The sequence below is a fragment of the Arthrobacter sp. KNU40 genome (assembly GCF_051515115.1).
Taxonomy (GTDB): Bacteria; Actinomycetota; Actinomycetes; order Actinomycetales; family Micrococcaceae; genus Arthrobacter.
Window position 1 is genome coordinate 3,158,027 of the sequence record NZ_CP195850.1, and the last position, 25,036, is coordinate 3,183,062.

Below are 25,036 nucleotides of genomic sequence, written 5' to 3' on the forward strand. Positions count from 1 at the left end.
GAGACGGTCTGGTTTGCGGACCCGACACCATCACCAGTCTGCCTTCGAAGGACTGGCCGCGCTTGCCGCTCAGATGCTCGAAACTATTCAATTCACAGACTCAATCGCAGGACAGCCACTGGTTCGGGACAGCACTTAGATCAGATTCCTACGTCCGTCTAAGGGTACTGACCTGGGACTTATCTTGAACCAGACGCCATTTAGGCGAGCGAAAGCGACGTGAACCGCACACGCGGCTCCAACAGCCGGTCGCGCGGCACTGTAATCCCCTTCCGGTCAGGCACGCCCGGCCGGGTCCGGGGAGGAAGGAGTGCCTGTGACGCTGCCCGTTGTGGACAAACGCCAAAAGCCGGCACACGAACACAGAAGCCCGGCCCGCACTTTCAGGTCGATGTCGGCCGCCGGGCTCGTCGTCGGCTCCGCACTCGTTGCCCTGTTCGTCGTCGTCCGGGTGCTGGTACCGTCCTCGACGGCACCCTTTGCACTTCCCGACGCCGCCCGCGACTTTGCGACGCTGTCGATCAGCGTCGTCGTCGAGTCCCTGCCCTTCGTATTCCTCGGGATTGTCCTCTCGATCGCCGTCCAGGTCTGGCTGCCGGAGGGCATGCTGCTTCGTCGCCTGCCACGGAGCCCGCTATTGAGACGCTTGGTCCTCTCGCTCCTGGGAATGCTGCTGCCGGTCTGCGAATGCGGGAATGTTCCGCTGGCCCGCGGCCTGATCGTCAAGGGCCTCACGGTTGCGGAATCGATGACCTTCCTGTTCGCGGCCCCCATCCTGAACCCCGTCACCATCGTCACCACCGCGCAGGCATTTGGCTGGGACAACAGCATCCTGGTCTCCCGTGTCCTCGGCGGTTTCTTCATCGCAAATCTTGTCGGTTGGATTTACAGCCGGCATCCGCGTCCCCAGGACCTGCTGACCGCCCGGTTCCAGGAAACGTGTTCAGTGGCAGTCCACCACGCCGGCTCTGCCGGGAGGATCAGGCGCAGCGTACAGATGTTCTCGGAGGAGACACGGGCAATGATGCCTGCCCTCTTTATTGGCGCAGGCATGGCGGGGCTGATCCAGGTTGCCGTTTCCCGAGAAGTGCTGGTGGCCCTGGGCAGCAACCCGGTCTGGTCTGTGTTGGCGTTGATGTTGCTGGCCTTCGTCGTTGCGATCTGCTCAAACGTGGATGCCTTCTTTATCCTGTCGTTCGGAGCAACCTTCATGCCGGGAGGCATCGTGGCTTTCCTCGTCTTCGGGCCCATGATCGACGTGAAAATGCTCGCCCTGATGCGCACCACGTTCACTGCGAAGACCCTGCTTCAGCTCAGCTTGCTGGTGGCGCTTTGCGCCGCGGTCCTCGGATTGGCGGTCAACTATGGTCATTAGGCGGCTCGTGGGCCGCTGGCAGGGCGTGGTCCTCAGCCTGATCGGCCTCATCGCGACGGTCTGGCTGGGCTTGTCAGGACAGCTTGCCTTGTACATCCATCCACGGTATTTCGTGTTCACGGTCATCATGGCCGTGATCGCAGGAGTGCTTGCCCTGGCGGCCTTCGCCTTTGCTCCCATTACCCACGACGGGCACGCGCACGACAACGAGCACGGCGATGAGGCCGGGTCGCGATGGGGCTGGCTGTGGCCGGTCGGGAGTGTGCTGACCATCAGCGCCGCCGTCGTCGCGTTGCTGATCCTGCCGCCGTCGACCCTTACCACAGCGACAGTCGCCCAACGGGACCTCAACGGCTCAGCATCCGCCCTCACCCTGAAAGCACCTGCCCTGCCCAGCAAGGGAGACTACTCAGCCTTCACCGTCAGGGACTGGGCATCGTTGCTTCGCTCCGGCGCGGGGCAGGACTTTTTCGCCGACAAGACCGCCACCGTGACCGGGTTCGTCACTCCGGACAGGACTGATGCAAATGTGTTTTTCGTGGCCCGTTTTGTGGTGACCTGCTGTGCCGTCGATGCCCAGCCGATTGGCGTGCCCGTCTATCACCCCGGCTGGCAAAACGAATACAAAACGGACAGTTGGGTCACTGTCACCAGCAGCTTTCGCGCCAACCCCAACCCCGCCAGTCGCGAGACAATCGTCCTGATACCGGACTCAATCAACCCCACCACACAGCCGGCACAGCCCTATGTCTACTAAACGCCGCCACGTCTCGGCCAAACAGACCGCCGCCGCTGCCGCAGCAGCTGCGCTCCTGGCCGGACGCCGTTTTGCCCGGCGCCTCTACGGCACCCTCACGATCCTCGCCGTCCTTGCCGGCGGGCTGACCGCTGCGAATCTGGCGAAGCTGCCTCATCCCAACTCCACCTCGGCCCTGGCCCGCTCCTCCGCCACCGCAGACTTCGCGTTGTACACCCTGCAACGGGAAACCGGCACAGACACCGTTGGAAAGAAGAAGCCGGACACTATCCGCGGCACAAGCCTCACCGGCAGCGATGAGAGCACTGTCATTGTCAGCGCCCCCCGCATCCAGGAGTATGCCGCCCTTCCCTCCGCCCTCGCCGTCGTCACTCTCAACGATGACAACACCAGCTCATTGGAGATCGCTTCCCTCGCCGGGGGCGCGCCAACGCTGGTTCAGCTGCCTAAGCCGGGGACTATAGAAAAGCTGCATGTCGCCGGATCAAACCACCTCATCGGCTTCACCTTCACCAGTTCGCAGCTCAAGGACCAGTACCGGAAGACACTCTTCGTTTACGACATAAATGATCCCTCCGGAGCACCGCGGGCCGTCCAGGGAATCAACGGCCCGGTCTCTGCCGCGGACTGGCATTTTGTCCCCGGCACTGCGACGTTGGTGGCTCAGACCGATGACCAGTCCATGTTCCTCATCGACCCACTGAGCACCGGCAAGGTATCACCCTTGGGCACGCATGACGGGATCCTCGGCTTTGTCCCCGGCACGAACGAGCTCGCCGTGGCCGACCCGGAGCCAAGGAAGGGCCTGGACCCGACACGGTATTCAACCATCAACCTTGCCACGGGCACACCCACCCCGCTCACCCTCGCGGATGGCGTCCGGCCCAAGGACCTGACAACCACCGTGGGCAAGCCCGTGATCCTTGACCGTTCCGGCCAATACCTGCAAGTGGTGACCAAGCACGACGCCGGAAACGAAAGCTCCGTCATCAGCCTCGCCGACAAGAACGGCTCACGCCAGCTCTACCAGCCTGCTCCGGCATGGTCGAGCATCATGGACGTCTGCATCTCTCCGGCAGCCGACTACCTCGCCATCGAAACAACCGCGCCTCCATACGCCGGTGACGAGTACCCGGTTCGCCCCGAACTGTCCCCCATGCGGACCGACCTCGTGAACCTGAAAACCGGTACCGTCCTCAAAGAAGTTGCAGGATTTCTCCCCAGCTGGTGCGGCTGAAACAAATCCGGCGCCTTCCAGCACGTAGGGCTGGCGCCCGTCGGCACGGAGAAAACCTTGCGGTCCACTGAGACGGTCTGGTTTGCGGACCCGACACCATCACCAGTCTGCCTTCGAAGGACTGGCCGCGCTTGCCGCTCAGATGCTCGAAACTATTCAATTCACAGACTCAATCGCAGGACAGCCACTGGTTCGGGACAGCACTTAGATCAGATTCCTACGTCCGTCTAAGGGTACTGACCTGGGACTTATCTTGAACCAGACGCCATTTAGGCGAGCGAAAGCGACGTGAACCGCACACGCGGCCCCAACAGCCGGTCGCGCAGTCTTTGAAATGAAACCAGGAAGTTGTTCGATCATGAAGAAACCATTGCGCACGGTTCGGCCATCCATGCCGGCGGCGCTCGTGGTGTGTGCAATGGTTCTCGGCATGCTGGGTGTCGCCACCACGGTGCAAGGCTCCCCGGCCGAGGCCGCGCTTGCCCCAACGTCCACCGACCAGTCGATCCCCCCGGGCGCGTACATCATCGACATGGGTGGCGTGCCAACGGAGAAAACCCAGCTGCTGCCCTATGGAATGATCCAGGACCTTCTCGTCAACCAGCGCACCCCGGTGACCTGGTTGATCAAAGACGGAAAGACCGTTGACACGGCCATCGACTTCTCCGCGACGACCGCGGCCGGGACGAAACAGTATCGCACCGGCGCGTTCATCATCAGGCCGGAGTACGCACCCTTCGTGCAGGCGACCATCACCTCGTGGAAAGGGAAAGGGGTCACCATCGATGGACCGACGACGGCTGCATTCAACGCACCCGTGTACGGCGAGGTCACCTCGTGGCCGCGTACTGCGCTTGACGGTAAGAACGGCCAAATTGCCGCAGCGTTCTACACCGCGGCCGGCATCGGATTCAACACGGAAGGCGTGGGTCCGGGAGACGCCGGTTATGATCCGTTCAAGCCGTACTGGAAGGATCCGTCGAAGCTCAATGACTGCGATGACTTGTATGTCATGCCCCACGCGGATCCCACCGTCGCCACCCACAAGGCACTTAAGCCATTCAACGCATCCGGAGGGTACATCTGGGCCGGGTGCCATGCGGTCAGCGTTCTGGAGAATATGAGCGGCACCGATGCCGGAACGAACTACCCGCTTGGCAGCTTCTCGTTCCTTTCGACGAACGGCCTGGTGCCCTTTGGTAGCCACGGCAACGGCAGCGTGCCGTATACGACGAGTGCGAGCCGTAGCGACCCGATCCAGCAGTATCAGGGAAGCATTGACGCAGCGACCCAGAATGGGTCAGAACAGATCTACCTGCCGAGTCTGCAAAGTTCCTGGCGACCCAGCACCAACATCCTCGTGTCAGATCCCACGCAAGCTGACGTACCCTCCAAGTCTGCGGGTCCACCTGCGGTGATGGCGTACGGTCGCGGCTTCGGTAACCCGAGCAACGGTATGGTCATGTACGAGGGCGGACACGACCTCAGAAAAGCTGGAGGCGCGCCGTCCCTGGCAGCGCAGCGTGCGTTCTTCAACTTCAGTCTGATGTCCGGCATCGATCGCAGCCCCGCCATCACGGCAAGTGTCACCCCGGGCACGATCGCCGCAACCAGACCTGTGCAGCTTTCGAGCACAACCACCGGTGGTAAGGCACCCTACACCTGGGAGTGGACGTCCAGTTGCGCGGGCACCTTTGACAACCCCACCGTAGAGAACCCGAAGTTTACGCCCGCCAACGTGACCGCGACCACGAACTGCCTGCTCCGGGTGAGGGTTGTCGATGGGTGCGGGCGTTTCGCGGTGGCGGCCGTGCCGCTCACCGTGACGCCGCCGGCAGCGGATCTTCGTGTGTCGAAGTCTGTGGATCCAAGTTCGACGACACCGGTGATCGCCGGTCAGGAGCTCACCTACTCGCTCAACTTCGATAACACCAGCGGAACTGCAGCAGCAACTGTCGACCACGTCGACCATCTGGGCGCAGTCATCGACGATGCACAGTTCGTCTCGGGCTCATTGTCGGCTCCCGCCGGACTCACAGCCGCCCGGAACGGGCCGGGAACCCAAATCGCAGTGACCGGATCCGTTCCCGCGGGTCAGAGGCTGACAGTCACGTTTCGGGTAAAGGTGAGTGCGGATGGTGCGCGCGGGGACTCCGAGCTGGTCAACTTCGTGGTCGCGAAGGGGCAAACCCCGCCCGCTACCTGCGCACCCGACAACACCAGCTGTACCCAGAATCCCGTGAAATCCTGGACAGCCTCCAAAACGGCGACTCCGGCCACTGCCAGCCAGGTGAACCCCGGCGACACCATCACCTATCACGTCACTGCCGCCAGCCTGAAGGGCGAGATCTCCGGTGTCGTGCTGACCGACGATCTGAGCGCCGCGCTCAGCCATGCCACATTCGTGCCGGGATCGGCGACCCTTTCGATCGATGGAGGCGCGCCGGCCGCTGTTGCCAACCCCGCAGGGACCACGCTCACCACCGCAGCATTCACCGTACCGGCGACCAAGTCAGCCGAACTGAGCTACCAGGTCATCGTGAACGACGATGCGTGGTCACAGCGCCTGGTGAACTCCGTGAGCGGCGCTGCCGTTCACCTGGCGAATCCGGCCGAATCCTCCTCCGCTGTGCCATTCCCACCCGGTTCATGCACCAGCAGTGCTCCATGCACCACGGAACACCTGGTACGAGGACGAGTCTTCTGGACGAAGACGGATCCCGGACGCGAGGCGCTGAGCGGCTCGGAGTGGCAGCTGGCCGGCCCGTCCGGAGCCGGTTCGGCGCAGGTTGCAGTGGTGGACTGTATCGCTTCCTCAGCTGCGGAATGCACAGGCCCCGACCAGGACAACCGCGCTGGTCATTTCGAAGTCGGCCACCTCGCCTGGGGAAACTACACCCTCACCGAGACAAAAGCACCCACCGGCTACGTGCTTAACAGCACCCCGCACATGTTTACGGTCGGCATTGCCGGGGGTGCGGCGTCCGGAGTCGATCTCGGAGACATCGTGAATCAACCGCAGGCTGCGCTGGTGATTCCACTTACGGGCGGGCTCGGTGCCGATGCATTCCTCCTGGGCGGTGTACTGCTACTGGCTCTGCTGCTCGCGTTCGCCCTGACCAGAGCCAGGCGCGCCCGCTCCCTTGCGCGGGCCGTATCCCCGGCACTCCCGTCCTCAACTCAGTCCTGATCCACCACACCTCTACAAGTAGTTAGAGATTACGAAAGGAACACCCATGACCACCCAGACAACCCGTCGGCGGCGCCGACTGGCTGCCGCGGTCGGTGCCATCGCCATCGGTGCCAGCGGCCTGCTTAGCGCCACCGCAGCCTACTCGGCCCCCGGCAACATCGACTCGACCACGGCCGGTTCGATCACCATCAATAAGCACGTTGAGGCAAACGCCACTGCCGTGACGCCGGACGGTGCCAACAAGCCGGCCGGTGCCGCGATTGCCGGTGTACAGTTCACAATCTACGAGCTGAATCGCAACGGATCGGCGATCAACCTTTCCAATGCCACCGACTGGAACGGTCTCTCCACGGTGACCCTGAACGCAGACTGCTCGGTCTCGGCCCCAACGGCGTACACCCGCGGTATCCAGGTCGCGCAGGTTTTGACCGGTGCCGACGGTTCGGTTACCCATTCGACCGGCACCGACCGCAAGGCATACGTCGTATGTGAGACGGCTACTGTCGGTGCGACCATCGCCGGCGCTCCTGCGAACATTGTCACCCCGTCGGCCCCGTTCGTGGTCACCGTGCCGACCCCGTTCGGCAACGAGTGGCTGTACGCTGTGAACGCCTACCCGAAGAACATCGTCACGAAGATTGAAAAGACGGTTGCGAGCCAGCCGGCGAGCGGCCTCGGCCTCGGTGCTATGGCGAGCTTCCCGGTGACCACCGACATCCCCGTCGTCGCCGCTGCAGATGCCATCGGTAGTTACATCATCCGAGATACGCTCGACACGCGTCTAGCTCCAGTTTCGGTCGCATCCGTGACCGTGGACGGTGCGCCGGTTGACGCTTCGTTCTATGAAGTAAAGATCAACGCAGCGAACGCACAGGATCTCCGCGTCGTCTTCACCCCGGCGGGCCTGACCTGGTTGAAGACCCAGGGTGGCAAGAAAGTCGTCACCACCTTCGCCGGCACCGTCGCATCCCTCGGCAACGGCGCGATCACCAATGCAGCAACCGTGTTCATCAATAACCCGAACTCCGATGCCGACACCATCCCTCCGGGAACGCCTCCCGGAATCTCGTCGTCCGAAGTGCGGACCAATTGGGGGGATCTGCTGGTACAAAAGAGCGATGCTGTAAACCACAAGACGCTAACCGGCGCGAGCTTCCAGGTGTATGCTGCTGATCCGGCCTACGCGGTAGAGGGCCAAACCTGCACCTCAAAGGTCGGCACAGGCAGCCCCGTCTCGGTCGGCACTGGCGCGAATGCCACCGACACCTTCACCACGGGTGCCGACGGACGCGTGACCATCGGCGGCCTCTTCATCAGTGACTCGACGAACGCACCAATCAACGCCATGCAGCGATGCTACGTGTTGGTGGAGACAGCGGCACCCGCCGGCTACACTCTCCCCACCGGCGATGACGCTCGTTCCGCAGTGACGGTGAAGACCGGGGCCTCCGGCACCACGGTCGACATCGATGTGCCTAACACCATGCAGAACGTGCCCCAGCTGCCCCTCACGGGCGCCGCTGGCCAGGTCCTCCTGGGCATGGCTGGTATCGCCCTGCTCGCGGTCGCGATTGGTCTCGTGGCTGTGCGACGGGGCCGCGCAGCCAAGCTGTAGCACTCAGCGCACGACACCGCGGTGGCAGGGAGGCGAGCCCTTCCCGCCACCGCGGTTTTGCAATACCCGACAGCCCGACGCCGGTTGGCCCAGCGTTCGGGGGCACCGCAGGAGGAGACCACCCCGTGAACGCTCGATTCCGACGACCTTGGCGGCCTGGGTTTCTGACCCTTCTGATTGCTCTGCTCGCCTTCGGTGGGATCGGTATTTTGCTATACCCAACGACGGCCTCCTGGGTGACTTCGTACAACCAGTCAAAACTGATTCGGGACTTCACCTCTCTTGTCGATAAGGCCGAGCCAGACGCCGCCACGCAACTCGCGCAGGCCAGCCGCTATAACCGTGCCCTCACCGCGGGCGTGGAGGTACGGGCGAACACCAATGTTCCCTCCGGTGACGGTAATCTCTCCGGCGAGGGTTTCCACTACAGCAAAATCCTCGCTGCAGACGGCGAGGGTCTAATGGCACGCCTCAAGATCCCAGCCATCGACGTTGACCTGCCCCTCTACCACGGCACCAGCGACGCCACACTACTCAAGGGTGCAGGTCACCTCGAGGGATCACACTTTCCGATCGGCGGGCAGGGGACGCATTCCGTGATCGCGGCGCACCGAGGCCTCGCAAGCGCGACAATGTTCTCGAATCTCGATCATGTGCAAGTCGGCGACACCTTCACGATCGAGGTGTTCGGCGAAGTACTCGCCTATCAGGTGCGTGAGACCAAGGTGGTACAGCCAGAGGACACCGACACACTGCGGGCCACCCAAGGCAAAGACTTGGTCACGTTGATCACCTGCACACCCCTCGGCATCAATTCTCAGCGCATTTTAGTCACGGCAGAGCGGATCACCCCAACGCCCAAGAAGGACATCCTCGCGGCAGGGAAAGCCCCTGAGATCCCGGGCTTTCCCTGGTGGATTGTCGCGTTTGGCGGCGGCAGCGTGCTTATCAGTCTGTTTGTATGGCGGGCCGGATACTCCGACGCCCGGCAGCGCACTCTGCGAACTGGGAAATCGGAGGTGGCTGAAGGCCGTTTGAAGGCTTCCGTCAGACTGCATTGAGTGAGCCCTCACGTCCACCAACCTCACAGTCGACGCGACCGGGCACGCTGCTCAAATCCCAGATCCCGGTCCGCACCTGGGCCGAATGGGATGACGCCGTCCCGGGGTTTGTGGAGCCACGGTCCATTCGGAGACGCCGATGTAATGCGCATTTCCGGCGTGGACGATGTCCGCGAAGGCCCACATGGTCCAGCGGGGTCTCGTAGTCGTAACGGTGCGCCTGGTAGACGACCACGTATACGGATAGGTTAGGCGGTGCGAAAGATAACGGGACGAAAGTCCCGGCCATCACGGCGAAGCCGGACACCGAGCGGAAGCGCTCGGCGATTTCCGCGCTTTGGCCCGGGAGGACGTTCACAAAGTGCACGCCCGAGGCGGTCCAAGCCGGCAGGTCTGGAAAGTGTCTCCTGCCTCAACGCAGCGTGTCAGGGACGATGCCTCGCGCTGCTTCGCCGTCTGCGCCGCCGGCGTAACTCTTCCAAAGAAATCGCTCGATGCGCGGCCGTAGCCAATAGATCAGCGCAAAGTTAGCGAACATGAGAACCACGAATAACCCACCCCAGAGTGCCACTGCGGCAAGGTCTCCATTGGCATGCTTGGTAAGGGTCGGAATAGCGTAGATATACCACGGCAACGTGATGACCGCAGTGATAAATGAAGGAGTCAGAAGCCGGACTCTGGCAACCTCCAGAATATGCACGACAAGGTGCAGCGCATACGGGATGAGCAAGCCAGCAAAGACCTCCGCTCTGCCAGTCATCATCGCTATTGTGGCGACAGCGCCCACGAGCACGAACTCTTCGAAGATAAGCAGGGCTATCGTCGAAGTACTAGTATCGCGAAACGACCAAAACGCCTGACGGGAAGCGCGAGGATGGTCGCGGCAACGAGACAGCCACGGCTTGACGAAGACAATCTCCTCGAACTCATGCACAATAAACAGCGCGACGCTGATCCAGATGACAATCTCAGCTGTCACTTTCGTACAATCCTCACCAATTGGGCCTTTGATTGATCGGTCGTTGGAAATCCACGGGTCCTACCGAGAGCACCTGCGACGGCAACGCATGCCACACATTCAAGAGATGCAACTCCACCGGGCGTTTAGCGTTCGAGATGGTCGTCAAGATTTCGCGATAATTCCGCCCTGCTAACATGGCGCCGCAGCTCGCGAACGCCGAAAATGATGATCTAATGAGGCCAGCTCCACGATTCCCGCAATTTCCGCCGACATGAGCCTTGATGTAGCACGCACAATTACTCAATTCAGCAATCTGAATTTCATTCCCGATAAACCGGCTATTGATCGTGCCATATTCTTTCATTGACATCTCTATTTAAGACGAGAAAGCCGCCTAAGTCAATAGCATTCCGCCAAATCATAGTGCGCCCTGCTTATCAAAACCTGAATAAGATTGTCTGGAACTTTTTGGATTCCGTCCGGAAGGTCCGCCATTCGATGACGGATAATCCAGGTCCCGCACATGTCGACCTCTTGGATCCCACGCCACCTCGCCGTGCTTATCGGTCCCTCGTCGACGAGGATGGTGACCGCTTTGGCGAGCCCAGGCTCTCCCTTCCAAGAGCGAGATCCCCGTCCAGGTACTTCACTGTTCATCCGTGACGGTTGAATCGCTCGCATCAGGATAACCCTCGGCGATTTGGCCCAGCGACCGCAGAAAACGACGTACCGCTCCAGCCAATTCCAAATGCGATGCATCCCGCCATTCTCAGTGGCAGCCCCACGAGGCCGATAGGAAATTCCTCGCTTCCAGCGCCCACACACGATGAAGTCGTTCTTCATGCACCACGAGGATGAGACCTCGAAACCGGGAAACCGGGCCCTTGCGGGAAACCACACTTGAACCACACAGTGCCCCCCTAGGAGTATCCGGGGCCGTTGGCGCCGCCCTAGGTTCGTCAATAGGACGAAGCCTTCGCCTCATTTCCCACATCGGACGGACACACGATGACAGACACATCTCGCACGAAGCCGCAGCGATGGCTCGTTCTCTGCGCCTGCCTCGCCCAGGTCACCGTGGTGTTGGACACAACGATTGTCGCTGTAGCACTGCCCGACGCTCAGGCGAGTTTGGGCTTTAACGGCTCGGACCGCCAGTGGACGATCACTGCATACACGCTCACCTTCGGTTCACTTCTCCTCCTCGGCGGTCGACTCTCGAGCATCCTCGGCGCTCGAACCGCATTCCTCTTAGGTCTGGCGGGCTTCGGCGTCGCAAGTCTTATCGGAGGACTGGCCGACTCGTTGGCGCTTATGGTCGCGGCTCGGGCGGCTCAGGGCTTGTTCGCGGCTATTCTCGCCCCCACGAACCTGTCACTCATGGACACGGCCTTCCCTGGCGCAGAAGGCCGGGCGCGTGCGTTCGCCGTTTTCGGGTCCGTCGCAGGGGCGGGGGCTGCACTAGGACTGATCCTTGGCGGCGCACTCACTGACATGTTGGGCTGGCGCTGGTGCTTCTTCGTAAATGTTCCGGTGATTGCCTTGACCGCTGGCCTCGCGATCCGGGGACTTCGCGGAACTTCCTCTCCCCGGCGCACGGCCCTGCTGGAGGACTCCCTGGGACTTATCTTGGGAACTGCCGCGATGTTCGCGATTGTATTCGGCTTTTCGCGCGCTGAAGCCCTGGGGTGGGGACATCCAGTGACTCTTGCGCTGTTCCTGTCCGGCTCAGCGCTGGCAGCCTCATTCATCGTCCGCGAACGGCTGGCACCTTCTCCGATACTGCCGCTCACCATTCTCTTTGATGCCAGACGCTCAACGTCCTATATCTCAATCGCGCTCGTAGGACTCGCCCAAATGGGCAGCTCGCTATACCTCACTTATTACCTTCAGAACAGCCTCGGCTACGACCCCCTTCGATCCGGCATTGCATTCCTCCCCGTGGTTGGCGGCCTTGTAGTCGCGGCCGTCTTGAGCACCCGCGTGATCGTTCCGCGATTCGGTCTCCCAGCAGCCTTCGTCATCGGCCCAGCCGTCCAGGCCGTTGGATTCCTCTGGATGTCACAACTCAGCGTCGAAGACGCTTACGTTGAAACCCTTCTCGGTCCGATGCTCGTCGTCGGACTAGGCCTCGGCACAATCATGGCCCCAGCTATGTCATCGGCGACGCACGGCATTGGAGCCGAACGAAGTGGGCTTGCTTCCTCAGTAGCAAACACAAGCCAGCAGTTTGGTGCCTCGCTCGGTGTCGCATTCCTCAGCAGTCTTGCCGCTCATGACGCGGCTGAACGGCTGCGACAAAACGCACAAGTAGTTGCACAGCGCACGATGGATCAGCTCACATCGACGGGCCTGGCCCCAACATCACCGAAGGGAATTGAAATACGCGACGCCGTCATGTCAGATGCGATGCGCGAAGCCACCGTTGGAGCCTACGGCACGGGCTTTATCGCGTTGGCTATCGTATGCGCTTCGGTTGCGATCATCGTCTCCGTCATCTTTGCGATCTCAGGCCTCACGGTTCAGCGGGCACGTATCTCCCCCGGCACAAACTACGAAGCGACCGCTCGGACGGACGTGATAGTCACCAAATGACAACTGTGTTGCTTGCCCAGATCCCTGATTTCCCAATGCATCTCGATGTGGATGCCGACTTCATTCCGGCCGAGCGTCTCCAAACAATCGCCCGCAAGCGTCACCTCGCCGACCGCGTGCGTTCCCGGGTTGCAGACCTCCTGTTACACAGCCTGTCCTCAGACAGAGGAGGACGGAGCCACGATTATCTCCCGTCGGGACGCCCCCAATGCGTTGGCGCACCAGTCGGCCTTTCGGCGAGCCACGACGGCGAGTGGGTGTGTGCGGCTGCAGCTCCCGAACCGGTCGGAATCGACATTGTCGCTCTTGACCGCGTCGAACGCATGCGTCCGGATTCATTTCTGTCCGGCAAGGAACTTTCCATGTACAGGGATACGCCGTCTGCAGCCCGCCGCCAATTCCTTGCCCAGGCGTGGGCAGCAAAGGAAGCCTACGTGAAGCGATTCGGCGTCGGTCTCGCACGCCACCCATCTTCGCTGACGGTGTGTGGTTCTGGCCCTAGTAACGCGTCCGTGTCAGGCCCGGAGGGCACTGTTTTCGTGCGCATCGCCGATCCAGTCCGATCCCACTTAATAGCTGTCACGCTCCCACACCGCGAAGCCGCCATCAAGTTCGTAAACCTAGGTCTGATTTCGGGCATGCGCCCGCATCTTCCGCTTTCCGCCATTCTGCCAATCTGAACGAAGAAGAGAATCACCTCATGACCAAACCGCACCGGTATCCCGCTACATTCGCGCAACGAGGAATGTTTCTTCACAACGCAGTGCACCCGTCGGATACTTCATTCGACCTCGCCTTCGTTTTCCGGCTTGGAGCATCGACAGACCTCGATTTGCTCATCGACGCGACTCAAGCTGTCTTCGCAGCATGTCCCGGCATCTCGACGACCTTCGAGGAGAAGCCGTCAGGCATCGAGGCCATCGTGCGACCAGGCGCCGCATCGGTAGAAGTCATCAGCCTCGATCCCACGCTCGCAGGCGTAACCGTGTCCGACCGAGATGCGGCAATTGCCCGCAAGACGCAGGAGCAAATCGAAGCCGGCCCCATTATGCCTGAGGACCCAAAACAGGTCACGGCTCGTTTCTACCGGGGACCCGACGTGCATCACATGTCCTTGGTTGCCTCGCATCTGGTGGGAGACGCGTATTCGTTTTATCGCGTCGTCGGCAGTATCTCCGAATTGTATGCACGTCCACGAAGCGAGTGGGCCGACGTTCTAGGAGAACTGTCGGAACACCCTGGGACGATCGCGCCTGTTCCCACGACTGCCGCGGCGCTCTCGCGGTACCGCGAACTGCTGACCGGAGTCGAGTCCTTCACGCATGCAGGGCTCAAGGTTAGTCGAATCGAAGGAGCGATTGTTGGAGAGCGCCGCCGACGGGTGATTTCGGGCCCCGCTGCCGAGCGCATCCGAAGCAGTGAGGAATTTGCTACGTTTGGCGCTGCCACGGTGTTCTTCGCCGCGTATGCGGCCACTTTGCAGCGTCTCTCGGGTGAGGAGCAGGTAGTGATGGGCGTCCCTCTCGCGGGCCGCGCCGGCCACCGCGCGAAAGGGGCCGTGGGCTTCTTCGTCAACACCCTGCCTTTGCCGGTTCGCATCACCTCAGCCACGACATGGCGTGGGCTGTGCGAACAGGTCAAGTCCGGCATCCGTGTGCTGCAGTCAAACCAGGGTCTCGATCTCGCAGGACCTGACGGAACGGAGCTGACATCAGGCACGTACACGGGCATGGACAATGCTGTCACCTTCTACAAGCAGGGGCTGGTCCTCTCTCTCGGGTCGACAGAGGTCACTCCGGTCCCGCTGCACCGCGCCGCTCTGTCGTATCCCTTCTCGGCAACTGTCTCCGACGACGGCTCTGAGTTCGTCGTCGAAGTCGGGGTAGCCGACCACTTGCTTGACGCACACCCGGAGCGCTTATTCGACGAGGCCGTTGATGCGATCGTCTCTCGTTCGACCGCCGCGGTGGTTGATGGCAGCGTCTTTGTTGAGAACGTCGCCGACGACACGCGTGCCACTGGACCGACAGTGATCGATGCCATCGAGGCAATCGCAGCGAACAAACCGAATGCGATCGCGCTACGGATGGGAACCGAAGCCCTGACGTACCGTCAACTCGTGGCCCTCTACACGTCCGCGGCCGGTGCCCTGGACGCGATTGAGGCTACGCGCCTCGTCGTGGTGTCGATGGCCCCCAGCATCGATGCCGTAGTTGCGATGCTCGCGGTCATGGCATCGGGTCGGACGTATGTTCCAGTCGACCCGGCTGCCCCACCTGCCCGAACCTCACTCATTCTTTCCCGCGTCGAAGAGGAGAACGGGAGCCGGCCGACCACGCTCGTTGACGGGCGGATGCTCGCACAATCCGTCGACAGCAACGTAGTCAACGGCAACGCACTCGTTCGGTCGCGGCGTCCGGCCCGTCTCCTCCGTCGCCCAACGATGGACGACCGCGCGTACATCATCTTCACATCGGGATCCACAGGGGAGCCCAAGGGAGTTGTAATCCCTCATCACAACCTGACCGCGCTTCTCTCCGCGGCTGAGACACCGGTCGGGTATCTGGAAGGAGACACTTGGTGCTTGTTCCACTCTCTCGCTTTTGACTTCAGCATCTGGGAGGTTTTTGGACCGCTCACGAGCGGATGTACGCTCGTGATTCCCCGCATGGACCAGGTCGGAAACCCCGAGGCGTTTGCCCGTTTTGTCGAACGCGAGGGCATCACTGTGCTCAACCAGACGCCGTCGGCATTCCGCCGGCTCACCGATGCACTCGTCCGGGAAGGAGGACGGCTACCGAGTGTCCGCATCATCGTGTTCGGCGGCGAAGCACTTTATCCGGCCGATCTCCGAGAATGGATCGCGCGCATCTCCTCACAAACGCGCTTCTTGAACATGTATGGCATCACCGAGACAACCGTGCACGTGACCATCAAGGAGATCAACCAAGATGCCATTGATTTTGAACACAGGAGCCTTATCGGGGAGCCCCTTCCGCATCTGGGTGCCCTGGTGGTCGACTCCTTTGGCCGACCGTGCCCCCCGGGCATCGCAGGAGAGCTCCTCGTCACAGGTGCGGCCCTTGCCGAAGGATACCTGGGCCAACCCGATCTCACCGCTAGGAGGTTCCGTTCGGTGCGGCTGACCAACGGCGTGAGACGGGCCTATGTGACGGGCGATCGCGTACGCCGTGACCGCGACGGTGAGCTGGTCTACATGGGCAGACTCGACGACCAGGTTCAGTTGCGCGGCTATCGGATCGAGCTCGGCGAGATCTCATCCGCCCTTGTAGCTACCGGGCACGTAAGGGCGAGCGTAGTGCGGGTGATCGAGAATGCAGGCACCCAGCCTTTCCTTGCCGCATGGATCATGCCAGTGACCGACGACGGACCCGGCACAGTCACGATCGCCACACTTCGTCGCGCCCTCGCCGACCGTATCCCCCCGTACATGGTGCCCGCGGTCATCGTCTCCGTCGATGCCATCCCAACGACGAAGAACGGCAAGCCAGACATCGCACGGCTGCCGCTCGTATCGGTAACCGACGAGGCGAAGAGCGAGGCCGCGCCAAGCGATCTCGCGTCTCGAATCGCTCTCGTGTGGGAGGAAACCATCGGGGCCGGGCGCGTGCGCACCCATGACCGATTCATGGAAGTCGGAGGCACTTCGATGCATGTAATGGAAGTGCACGATCGGCTCCATACCGATCTAGGACTCGTCGACGTGACACTCATCGACCTCTTCGAGCACGCCACACCTGCCGAACTCGCCGCCTTCGTCGCCACTCGAAGCGGCAATTCCTAAGTGGCGCCACCACCGCAGACACCATTCAGGAGACGCGTCCGAGACAGGACCTACCGACCGACATGAGGACAACAACCTTGATCACATCAACCGCCGTTCACCCCCGCACAGAGACCAAGCCGCCCGGCGACATTGCACTCATCGGCATCGCGCTCAGGGTACCCGGGGCCGAAGACATCGACACGTTCTGGAGCCTAATCGCCGGGGGACGTACCACGTTTGAGGCGGTCACACCTGAGGACTCCGCACGCTTCGGCTACTCACCGGCCCAGCGCGACAGCGATGGGTTCGTACCGATACGGAGCGCACTCGACGACTTTGAGACGTTCGACGCCGAACTCTTCGGCATCAACTCCCGTGACGCCTCTCTCATGGATCCCCAACACCGAGTGTTCCTAGAGACTGTCCGCTCCGCGCTGGACGACGCGGGCTTCGACGACAACCTTCGTGGCCTCCGCGTCGGGGTCTTCGGATCGTCGAGTTCAAGCACGTATCTCACGGGGCCGGTCTCCGACGCCGGCCTATGGGACACATCCGACATCAACTTCAGCGCCATGCTAGCGAACGAGAAGGACTTTCTCTGCACGCGCACGAGCTACACGCTGGGTCTGACGGGCCCGTCAGTGGTCGTACAATCCGCATGCTCGAGCTCACTCCTCGCCGTGCATCTGGCTCGGATGTCACTCCAAAGCGGGGAATGCGACATCGCCGTGGTCGGCGGCGTATCGGTATCCCTGCCCCACCTCGGGGGCTACCTTTATCGAGCAGGGAGCATCTTCAGCCCAACCGGCGGTTGCCGCCCGTTCGACGCGTCGGCGGATGGCACTGTCAAGGCGAACGGTGCGGGGGCGATTGTGCTCTCACGGTCCGATGACGCACCCGATGATTACGTGTACGCCCACATCTCCGGATCAGCTGCGAATAACGACGGTGCCGAAAAACCCGGGTTCCCGGCCCCCGGCATCGCAGGGCAGTCGGCGGTCATCGGTTCCGCTCTTACCTCGGCGGGGCTGCAAGCTGACAAGGTGCGCTATGTCGAAGCGCACGGCACCGGCACGCCGATCGGCGATCCTATCGAGGTGCGCGCACTGCGACAGGCACGAGGTTCCGCGAAGGAAACCTGCTATTTGGGAAGCGTCAAGGCCAACATCGGCCACCTCGACGCAGCCGCCGGGGTCGTCGGCCTTATCAAGGCAGCCCTAGTGCTGGAGCGGGCCATAATCCCGCCTATCGCGGGATACGAGCAGCCAAACCCGCTTCTCAACCTCGGTGACACACTCACGCTGCCAACGGAATGCCTCGATGCAAGTTGGTTGGATGCCGCGGGCGTGAGCTCCTTCGGGATGGGCGGGACGAACGTGCACGTCGTATTGCGGCGCCGCTCGGATCGCGGACGTCGCCCTGCCGCCCCGCCCAAGCGCAGCTACAGTCGTGTCAGGTACTGGCTCGATGCCCCGAGTCCTGCGTCACCAGACATGGTCGAACCTTTGAAGGCGGCCAGGGTCCTGCAGAACCAAGACGTTCCTTCGGAAACAGACCTGCTCGACATGGCGCGCCGCACTCTTATGGCACCCGACATCACCATCGACGACGACTTCGTCGACGCCGGCGCGGATTCGCTCGCTCTCATCGATCTATTGAGTCAGGTCCGTGAGCGCTTCGCTGCCGATCTGTCGTACACCGACATCGAGCGCTCCCGGACGGTCCGAAGCCTGCTCGACCGCATCCTGCGTGGCATCCCAACTGGCGACACGAACGACCGTTCAGGTCGCTCCCGCCCAGCCTCCCTCGTCCCCGCGGTGACCTCCAACCTCGTCGCAGTGAGCGAACGTGGAACCCTCGACGTCTTCCTTGTCCACCCCGCAGGAGGGACAACCACCATCTACGCAGGACTGGCTCCCCACGTGGACCCGACGTTGAACCTGATCGCACTGAGTTTCCCCGACGAGTACCTCGGCCGGCGTTGCACGATGCGCGACCTCGCTGAGAACTATCTCGCGGCGATCCGGGGACGTCAGCCCCACGGACCATATCTGATCGGGGGATACTCATTCGGCGGGAACCTTGCCACAGAAATCGCTCTGCAGCTCCGACGAGAAGGGGAAGTGGTCGAGCGACTCGTCATGATCGACTCCCATCCACCTCACGCATACACATCGGGCGACTGCGGCGATGGGGCGTACCTTGCCGCATTCCCGGCCCTCCTCGAAGTCCTCGTGCCCGGCATCCGATTCGAGGGCGATGTTTCTACGGCCACCAACGCACGAACCGTCCTCGATCACGTAGCTTCTCCCGCCTGGCCAGCGAGCGTCCGCACCGAGCTTGCCCGCTTCTTCGACATCTGGAAGGAGAATCACGGTGTCCTCAAACGATGGACCCCCGACCGCGACCTTGATTGCCCGGTCCTGATCATCGAAGCCTCCGATCCGGAACCTCAGGAGATCCTCGACCGTCTCGGTATCGCATCAAGTTCCGTGCACGAGTGGGATCGCTACCTGGGTTCAGAAGCCGACGTTGTCAAGGTCGCAGGCGACCACTACTCGATCTTCCGGGACCCAGCACCGCTGCGGGCCATTGGCCAAGCACTAAGCGGCGCATTGGTGAGCCGATGATTGGGCAGGTCGCACTTCTCGCCATCTTCACAGCACACAACGCCGAAGAAATCGCCTTCGGCACGTCGGGAGCACAACCAGACCCCCGTGTACTCCGCCGACTTGGGCTCTCTGTCATCGACTACCGGGCAGACCGCCTGACGATTGCAACCGCCGCACTGACCATGGTGGTGGCTTGCGCAACAACCGCGGTGGATAGACCTCGCACACGGACTGCCGGCTACATTGCGATCGGAACTGCCAGCGCCCTTGCAGCGAATGGGGCCGGGCACCTACTTCGTGCGGCCGTGTTGCGCCGTTACAACCCCGGGGCCGCCACTGCACCGGCCCTGCTCGCTGCTTCGATCTCGGTCATTCGAGCGGTGCAACAGCGCGACGACATCACCGTGGGGAGAACCGCACTCGCTCTCGCCGCCGGAGCCACTGCATCCGTCCCCGCAATCGTCGCCTCGCTCCATGGCGCCCGATGGCTCCGCCCATGATGACCCTCCATCCGACCACCGCACGTACCCCGCATCAGCGGACTTCTGAAAGGTAAACCCGTGACCGCACACATCATCAACGGCCGCTCCCTACAACAGCGCCTTGTCGCTCCTTCCCTCGCAGCCGCAACCGCGGCGGGAGTCCGTCCGCGCATAAGCTTGATCTCAGTCGCCAACGAAGACCCCATGCTGCCCATTAATCGCGAACTGCACTTGCGCACCCTTGCCTTGTACGGTATCGAGTGCGAGGAGGTGACCCTTCCCGACGACGCGTCACTGGAGGTACTTATCCGAGAAGTCGAGGAACGCAACGAGGATCCGGATGTTCACGGGATCATGGTGCTCATGCCGCTACCAGCACGCATCTCCATCCGTGACGTGCTCCCGGCGATCTCGGCGGAGAAGGAACTCGAAGGTCTCCACCCTGCCCATGCAGCATCGCTACTTTCCTCAAACCGGCAAGACCCCGATGCCGTCCTGCCACTGGTCGGAGAAGCGGTCTTGCTCATTCTCGCCGAGCACGGGATCCCCTTGGAGAATCGCAACATCGTCCTCCTGACAGAGGAACCACTCATGCGCAACAACCCTGTCGCCAACATGGTCGCACGGTACGCCGCGCCTGCCATGCTGCCGCCGAGCTCTCCACTGGCTCTCGTGCCAATTGATCACCCGGAGGCCCGCAAGCTTGCCGCCGCCGCCGACGTCCTCATCGTCAGCCTCGAACGCGCCGAGGTTGTCACATCGGGTTGGATTAAACCAGGGGCCACCGTAATCGACTTCAATCCGACGCTCATTGGATTCACGACAAGCGACGAAGGAGTGGCCCTCCCCATCCTTCGCGGCGGGGTAGCGACACACGACGTGGCCTTTGTCGCCGGCCACCTGCTTCCAGTACCGGGTGGCGTGGGCCCAGTGATGCTCGGACTCCTCATGCGGAACGCCGCCATAGCAGCAATCCGCTCGCGCGAGTCAATTCCTGCTGCGTAACCGCACGTGCCGGCTCGAGTCCACCCAACCTCCTATCGTGGTCGATGGTAGACTCGGGTCGGCACATGGAGGGGACCATAGGCGTGTTTTTGCGAGAGCGGGAGTTGTCCAGCATTATCGCGCACTGCGAGGCGAGCGAGACCGCGCTCACCGTCACCGGCGAGACGGGCTCCGGCAAGTCAGCCATAGTTTCGGAAGCTGAGCGTCGGTGGGCAAACACGGTCAGCGTGCGCATCAACCCGCTCGAATCACGATGGGCGTACTCGGGTCTCATCTCCATCCTCTCAGGTTTCGCGGACCCACGATGGCGTCAGCTTACCCAGGCCATCGGTTCTGCCCCCGAGAGCGATCCGTTCGCAATCGCACTACGCATCGTCACACTCCTTCCCGAGATGGACAACGTCCCCCTAGTTCTTATGATCGATGACGCTGACCTCCTCGATCGTGAGAGCCGTGCGGTCATCGGATTTGTCACACGCAGACTCGCCGGGACTGGCCTTCGTCTCGTCCTCTTCGTCCGCGATGTGCCTCACGACGGAAGTTTCTCAGGTCTCCCGTCGATCGAACTCAAGAGGTTCGACGGCGCCCGCGCCCACTCTCTTGTCGCCCACGCAGCGGGTTCGCATGTCCACGCGGCCGTCGTCGACGTGATCACAACTGCTTCCTCAGGCATTCCGGCTCGCGCCATTGACCTCGTTCACGGGCTCGGGGCGAACGAATTGGCGGGGAAGGAACCGCTCGCGCTCCCCCTGCGGTTCAGCAGGAGCATCGCCAAACCTATTCAGGAACGGATTAGCACCCTCTCAGCTCTGAAGGCCAAGCTACTCCGGCTCATCGCAGCATCGCAGAGGACCGTCATGGCCGATGCCGTTCGCCATGACGACGGAGCAGCCCTCGTCGAACTGATCGAGCGCCGACTTGTGGCACGTAGCGGAGAGTGGCTCTCCGTGAGCGACCCTGCTGTCAGATCTGTGGCCTACCACTCGATCGATGCGCGAGGACGGCTAGACCTCCACGCTCAGGCAGCTTCAGACAGCCACGACACACTCAGCAAACTTTGGCACGAGAGCTTCGTTACTGCGACCACGGGGACGGCATCCGACCTAAGATCCGCTGCCCTGGAGCTACTCCGAGACGGGCGCGACGAAATAGCATTTGAGTTCACCGAACGCTCCCTCCTACTGCGCGCACCAAACGACGGCGACGCAGGCGAACTGCTCGAGCTCGCAAGCGCATACTTCTATGCCGGGCACCTGGACGCCGCGCGACGCTACGTTGATATGGCCGAACAAATCGACCCCGCTTCGGCTGCCGCGCGGCTCCTGATAGCGAGCCTGCGGGTCCGCATGGAATACATGACCTCGCAGACCCTGCTCACGACACTGGCCGAAGACGCCCTCGAGCGGCACGCCGACTCGGCCCCCGATGAAGCCTCCCTCCTCATCGCGCTCCTGGCGATCTACAGCGCGGAGCGATGGGAGCTGCCGGAAGCAGGCAAATTCCTGGGTCGTCTCGTTGAACCTTCTGCGGCTATGGGAAACGTGGCGCGAACAGTCATCGACAGTGCACGTATCCTCAACGACGCAATGTCCGGACGGGCGCAGCCTCCCTGCGCCACGGTCATCGCAAGCGACGCGGCCGGTAGCGCCACATCAACGACGGCTCTCCTCACGCGCGCCCGGGCCCTGACCTATGCCGAACGCTACGACGAGGCCCGCGACATATTTCGGATGATCCTCTCCTCCGCTGCGGGCATCGAACCGCTATGGGTCACGACGACACGCCTCTATTCAATAGATAACGACCGCCTCGCAGGCGACACCCACGGAGCGATTCAATCGATCCGCATCCTCTTGCGCGCTGACGACGCACCGAGTGCTCATCAGCCGTACCGGCTCTTCCATGAGTATTGGTACCTATGTGAAACAGGAGACACCGTCGCAGCTGAAGCCTCGCTCGACCGTCTCTACGCGGCGTGCCGAGGGAGACGGAATCCAGCCATTTCTGCACGCGTGGATGCCTACCTGGGAGCCCGAGAGCTCCATCGTGGCGACCTTGCCAGCGCTACGCGCCTGCTCATGCGGAGCCGCGTAATCTGCGCGGGCGTCCCCAATCCGCACCTCTATCGGTCTGATGCAGATCTAGTCGAGTCACTTGTCCGGTCCGGCGACCGCACCACGGCCAGCGCGATCCTCGAGGATGTCGAGAGACGTTCCTCAATGGCAGCCTCTCGCTGGTCGTCGCTCGCAATCGCCCGCTGCCGAGCTCTCCTCGCTGAAGATTCCGAAGTTGTTGTAACGTTCGACCGTGTGCTCGCACAATACGGCGCCGGCGATTCAGACTATGAGTACGCACGAACGCTCTCGGCGTATGCGGCGCGGCTCGAAGCAATGCACATGACCTCGGAGGCGATCCACACCCGACACTCCGCAGCGAGCACTTTCCGCAGACTCGGGCTCGCCTGGTGGGCCGAAACGCTCGACGCGTCACCCCTCGACACCCCGAAGCCCATCGGCTTGTCGGAGAATGAGCAGGAGGTAGTCGACCTCGTTGTCGCCGGTCGGCGAAATCGCGAGATCGCCTCAGCGCTATTCATATCCGTGCGCGCCGTGGAGGCACGGCTCACAACGATTTACCGAAAGCTAGGCGTGAGCTCACGCGCCCAGCTCGTCGCGTCAGTGGCGAACCCTGCGCCTGGCTGCCCGCGCGTGATGTAACGCCTTGTTGAAGTCCGACTCAAAACCTCTGGATCCTTCCGGCAAGCTCCGGAGGGACTGACCCCGACGCCTCCATCGATCTATCTCCTAGGGCGCCAGTGACTGCTCCCTGCCAACACCTACTCAACCCCGAGGAAGAAGGCAGAGGCCCGTTGCCATCTGCCAACCGGGTTTGCTGGCGGATGTGGCACACATCCGGGAACGCGGCAACCGGTGCGACGCTACCATCGGAGTGCCCGGTCAGACTCGAAGTGTTTATAACTCTCTACCCAATAAATATGTAGTCATGCGAAATTTTGCCAGTCGCATTGCGCAGTAGCATGTTCATTCCAGTCATGGCTACATTTCCGTTGGGGGTTATCATTCGCCAGGACACTCTGAGGGCATCGTGGTTGGCTACAAAGCCTGTGCTTTCAGTGATAAGCCCTTTGTCCTGAACAAGCCGTTGGTTGACGCGCGTAATGTTGGCTTCTATGTCTGCCGTACCGTGATATTCAACCGGACCATCGCCGGGTTCATCGGCATGGAAAGCTGCGTCGCCCGCGTATACCTTGGCGACGAGCTCCCTGCGTACCGCGTCGTCCTTCGTGCCCCAGGCATCTATATAGTCTTTTGCAAATTCTTCCGTGTTAGTTGAGTTGTTCATTTCGGCTCCTCGCTTAGGTTGTCCAGGAATCATCATAAACAACTAAGTGGCATAATGCAACCTAATATGTTACACTTTCCGCATGAAGCGTCAGGATCAAAAGTCTCATTGTGCTGTCAACTTCGCACTCGAAGTCATAGGCGACCCATGGTCACTCTTGATCGTGCGCGACATTGCGTTTGACGGTAAACATACGTTCAGTGAGTTTCTTGCATCCAAGGAACGAATCGCGAGAAACATACTGGCGAGTCGCCTGGTGCAGCTCGAAGGCAACGGTGTTTTAGCTAAGCAAACCAGTCGACATGACCGGAGGGTAACGCTTTATACCCTGACCGAAAAAGGGATTGATCTCATACCTGTGTTGTTTGAACTTTCCAAGTGGAGCGTCAAGTATGATCCCGATACGGCAGCGAGCAAGGAGTTCGGGGAGGTCTACTTCAAGGACCCTATTGGGACTACGCGGATGGTTCAGAATGCGGTGCGCCACGGGCGGGCCGCATTTGCGGGTGAGGAGAGTGTCGTCCAAGAGCTGGGCATGAATTAAAGAGTGCTGCGTAACGTAAATCGGTCGGTAACGGGCAGCCGACGGCATGCCAGTGGAAGATCTCAAGCTCCGGCAAACCAAACTCAGTGTCGAGCTGGCTGACGCCGCCCGTCTGGTCCAGGGGCGCAACAACAGACCACCGATCTGCTCGGCCGGATCGAGGTCGTCCTCGGGCTCCTGGGCAACGCCTACCGCTTGTACGGGCAGCACGCTATTGATGCGGAGCCACCAAAATCTAAACGAGGCCAAGTTCAAGTGGCTGCGCGTTGGTGCCGGCGACGATCTTGAAGCCAACACCAGCCACCCGAAAATCCAGGGGGCGCCGAAGAGCGAGGTCGCGGCGGGTTCTGTTGGCCGGAACCGGCCACACGGGGCGCACACAGGCTGAGACGGCAGCGAGGCGGCCGACGGGGCATCCGGGCAAGCAACCCGGGCGAGAGCGGCCGAAA

General features: G+C 61.7%; 16 protein-coding genes and 1 pseudogene. 14 read left to right on the forward strand and 3 right to left on the reverse strand.

Going from position 1 to position 25,036, the window contains the following annotated elements; all coding sequences use genetic code 11:
* The first annotated feature begins 391 nt into the window (after positions 1-391).
* The 6 genes from ACSKT0_RS14550 to ACSKT0_RS14575 all read left to right on the forward strand — a co-directional run bounded on the left by ACSKT0_RS14550 (position 392) and on the right by ACSKT0_RS14575 (position 9,238).
* On the forward strand, positions 392-1,375 hold the full coding sequence (locus ACSKT0_RS14550) for a permease (RefSeq protein WP_437774037.1): 984 nt from the start codon (positions 392-394) through the stop codon (positions 1,373-1,375).
* Entirely contained in the window at positions 1,365-2,132 is a 768-nt protein-coding gene (locus tag ACSKT0_RS14555; protein WP_437770437.1) for a TIGR03943 family putative permease subunit, read from the forward strand. Before ACSKT0_RS14550 ends, ACSKT0_RS14555 begins: the two co-directional genes overlap by 11 nt.
* Positions 2,122-3,369: a hypothetical protein gene (locus ACSKT0_RS14560; RefSeq protein WP_437770438.1), complete on the forward strand. Its 1,248-nt coding sequence runs from the start codon at positions 2,122-2,124 to the stop codon at positions 3,367-3,369. The genes ACSKT0_RS14555 and ACSKT0_RS14560 overlap by 11 nt, the downstream gene beginning before the upstream one ends.
* 358 nt (positions 3,370-3,727) lie before the next feature.
* Positions 3,728-6,559: a SpaA isopeptide-forming pilin-related protein gene (locus ACSKT0_RS14565; protein ID WP_437770439.1), complete on the forward strand. Its 2,832-nt coding sequence runs from the start codon at positions 3,728-3,730 to the stop codon at positions 6,557-6,559.
* A 46-nt stretch (positions 6,560-6,605) separates the two neighbouring features.
* Positions 6,606-8,177, forward strand: a complete 1,572-nt coding sequence (locus ACSKT0_RS14570) for a SpaH/EbpB family LPXTG-anchored major pilin (RefSeq protein WP_437770440.1) — start codon at positions 6,606-6,608, stop codon at positions 8,175-8,177.
* Between the two features lie 125 nt (positions 8,178-8,302).
* Complete coding sequence (locus tag ACSKT0_RS14575) at positions 8,303-9,238, forward strand: class C sortase (RefSeq protein ID WP_437770441.1); 936 nt, start codon at positions 8,303-8,305, stop codon at positions 9,236-9,238.
* A 120-nt stretch (positions 9,239-9,358) separates the two neighbouring features.
* Here the strand turns inward: ACSKT0_RS14575 and ACSKT0_RS14580 are convergent.
* Both ACSKT0_RS14580 and ACSKT0_RS14585 read right to left on the reverse strand, forming a co-directional pair.
* Positions 9,359-9,476, reverse strand: a pseudogene (locus ACSKT0_RS14580) (aldo/keto reductase); the annotation flags it as partial.
* Between the two features lie 174 nt (positions 9,477-9,650).
* On the reverse strand, positions 9,651-10,217 hold the full coding sequence (locus ACSKT0_RS14585) for an HXXEE domain-containing protein (RefSeq protein WP_437770442.1): 567 nt from the start codon (positions 10,215-10,217) through the stop codon (positions 9,651-9,653).
* Positions 10,218-11,207: 990 nt separating this feature from the next.
* Between ACSKT0_RS14585 and ACSKT0_RS14590 the strand changes: the two genes are divergently transcribed.
* The 7 genes from ACSKT0_RS14590 (at position 11,208) to ACSKT0_RS14620 (ending at position 23,397) form a co-directional block, all read left to right on the forward strand.
* Positions 11,208-12,794, forward strand: coding sequence for an MFS transporter (locus ACSKT0_RS14590; RefSeq protein ID WP_437770443.1), 1,587 nt, complete (start codon positions 11,208-11,210; stop codon positions 12,792-12,794).
* Positions 12,791-13,474, forward strand: coding sequence for a 4'-phosphopantetheinyl transferase family protein (locus ACSKT0_RS14595; protein ID WP_437770444.1), 684 nt, complete (start codon positions 12,791-12,793; stop codon positions 13,472-13,474). The genes ACSKT0_RS14590 and ACSKT0_RS14595 overlap by 4 nt, the downstream gene beginning before the upstream one ends.
* Positions 13,475-13,494: 20 nt before the next feature.
* Positions 13,495-16,599, forward strand: coding sequence for a non-ribosomal peptide synthetase (locus tag ACSKT0_RS14600; protein WP_437770445.1), 3,105 nt, complete (start codon positions 13,495-13,497; stop codon positions 16,597-16,599).
* 77 nt (positions 16,600-16,676) lie between these two features.
* Entirely contained in the window at positions 16,677-19,211 is a 2,535-nt protein-coding gene (locus tag ACSKT0_RS14605; protein WP_437770446.1) for a beta-ketoacyl synthase N-terminal-like domain-containing protein, read from the forward strand.
* Positions 19,208-19,693: an HXXEE domain-containing protein gene (locus ACSKT0_RS14610; RefSeq protein ID WP_437770447.1), complete on the forward strand. Its 486-nt coding sequence runs from the start codon at positions 19,208-19,210 to the stop codon at positions 19,691-19,693. Before ACSKT0_RS14605 ends, ACSKT0_RS14610 begins: the two co-directional genes overlap by 4 nt.
* 60 nt (positions 19,694-19,753) lie before the next feature.
* Complete coding sequence (locus tag ACSKT0_RS14615) at positions 19,754-20,680, forward strand: tetrahydrofolate dehydrogenase/cyclohydrolase catalytic domain-containing protein (RefSeq protein ID WP_437770448.1); 927 nt, start codon at positions 19,754-19,756, stop codon at positions 20,678-20,680.
* 65 nt (positions 20,681-20,745) lie between these two features.
* Complete coding sequence (locus tag ACSKT0_RS14620; protein WP_437770449.1) at positions 20,746-23,397, forward strand: LuxR C-terminal-related transcriptional regulator; 2,652 nt, start codon at positions 20,746-20,748, stop codon at positions 23,395-23,397.
* Between the two features lie 265 nt (positions 23,398-23,662).
* Here the strand turns inward: ACSKT0_RS14620 and ACSKT0_RS14625 are convergent, their stop codons facing one another.
* Entirely contained in the window at positions 23,663-24,043 is a 381-nt protein-coding gene (locus ACSKT0_RS14625; RefSeq protein ID WP_437770450.1) for a hypothetical protein, read from the reverse strand.
* A gap of 82 nt (positions 24,044-24,125) precedes the next feature.
* Here ACSKT0_RS14625 and ACSKT0_RS14630 point away from each other — a divergent pair, with 82 nt between their 5' ends.
* The gene (locus ACSKT0_RS14630; protein WP_437770451.1) at positions 24,126-24,587 is read left to right on the forward strand and encodes a winged helix-turn-helix transcriptional regulator; all 462 of its coding nucleotides are present in this window, start codon (positions 24,126-24,128) and stop codon (positions 24,585-24,587) included.
* Positions 24,588-25,036 lie beyond the last annotated feature (449 nt).

Bases quoted from the DNA above. Each gene is read 5' to 3' on its own strand.
- ACSKT0_RS14625 (WP_437770450.1), bottom strand. From the start codon at position 24,043: ATGAACAACTCAACTAACACGGAAGAATTTGCAAAAGACTATATAGAT.
- ACSKT0_RS14570 (WP_437770440.1), top strand. From the start codon at position 6,606: ATGACCACCCAGACAACCCGTCGGCGGCGCCGACTGGCTGCCGCGGTC.
- ACSKT0_RS14590 (WP_437770443.1), top strand. From the start codon at position 11,208: ATGACAGACACATCTCGCACGAAGCCGCAGCGATGGCTCGTTCTCTGC.
- ACSKT0_RS14630 (WP_437770451.1), top strand. From the start codon at position 24,126: ATGAAGCGTCAGGATCAAAAGTCTCATTGTGCTGTCAACTTCGCACTC.
- ACSKT0_RS14560 (WP_437770438.1), top strand. From the start codon at position 2,122: ATGTCTACTAAACGCCGCCACGTCTCGGCCAAACAGACCGCCGCCGCT.
- ACSKT0_RS14555 (WP_437770437.1), top strand. From the start codon at position 1,365: ATGGTCATTAGGCGGCTCGTGGGCCGCTGGCAGGGCGTGGTCCTCAGC.
- ACSKT0_RS14610 (WP_437770447.1), top strand. From the start codon at position 19,208: ATGATTGGGCAGGTCGCACTTCTCGCCATCTTCACAGCACACAACGCC.
- ACSKT0_RS14550 (WP_437774037.1), top strand. From the start codon at position 392: ATGTCGGCCGCCGGGCTCGTCGTCGGCTCCGCACTCGTTGCCCTGTTC.
- ACSKT0_RS14595 (WP_437770444.1), top strand. From the start codon at position 12,791: ATGACAACTGTGTTGCTTGCCCAGATCCCTGATTTCCCAATGCATCTC.
- ACSKT0_RS14600 (WP_437770445.1), top strand. From the start codon at position 13,495: ATGACCAAACCGCACCGGTATCCCGCTACATTCGCGCAACGAGGAATG.
- ACSKT0_RS14565 (WP_437770439.1), top strand. From the start codon at position 3,728: ATGAAGAAACCATTGCGCACGGTTCGGCCATCCATGCCGGCGGCGCTC.
- ACSKT0_RS14620 (WP_437770449.1), top strand. From the start codon at position 20,746: ATGGAGGGGACCATAGGCGTGTTTTTGCGAGAGCGGGAGTTGTCCAGC.